At 59.3% G+C, this 427-nt stretch carries 1 pseudogene; it reads left to right on the top strand.

The annotated features are described in order from the left end of the window. A pseudogene (locus K3G39_RS20505) lies at positions 1-189 on the top strand (hypothetical protein); the annotation flags it as partial. Positions 190-427 lie beyond the last annotated feature (238 nt).

Here is a 427-nt window from a genome sequence, read left to right as displayed (position 1 = left end):
CGCGGTCCCAGGCTCCATGTGGCAGCCAGTAAAATAGTAGGCGCCATACTCTACAAGCTTAAAACAGGGTGCCAGTGGCGCCTGCTCCCTGTAAAAGAGCTGCTTGGCGAAGGGAGCCTGGGCTGGCGGCAGTGTTTTACCATTTTCAACGCTGGGCAGCGGACGGCAGCCTCAGGCGGGTATGGGTAGAGCTGCTGCGCTGCAAGCGCAGGCTACTTAGTTTATGTTCGCTGTTTATGCTCGCTGCAGCTGGACGGCAGCCAGACGATTTGCAAAAGGGGCGGCGAGTGGGTGGGCTTCCAGGCCCGCAAGGCGGCCAGGACTTGCAACAGCCTGTTTCTCTCCGATGACACGGGCCTGCTATTGGCCTGCTCGGGGCCAACGGCAGGAAACCATCACGACCTGTTTGAGATTGAGAGGGTATTCG

Source organism: Pontibacter sp. HSC-14F20, assembly GCF_019599265.1.
In the GTDB taxonomy this organism is placed as follows: Bacteria; Bacteroidota; Bacteroidia; order Cytophagales; family Hymenobacteraceae; genus Pontibacter.
Note: the sequence above shows the minus strand (reverse complement) of the source record. Positions and strands in the feature narration are given on the sequence as shown.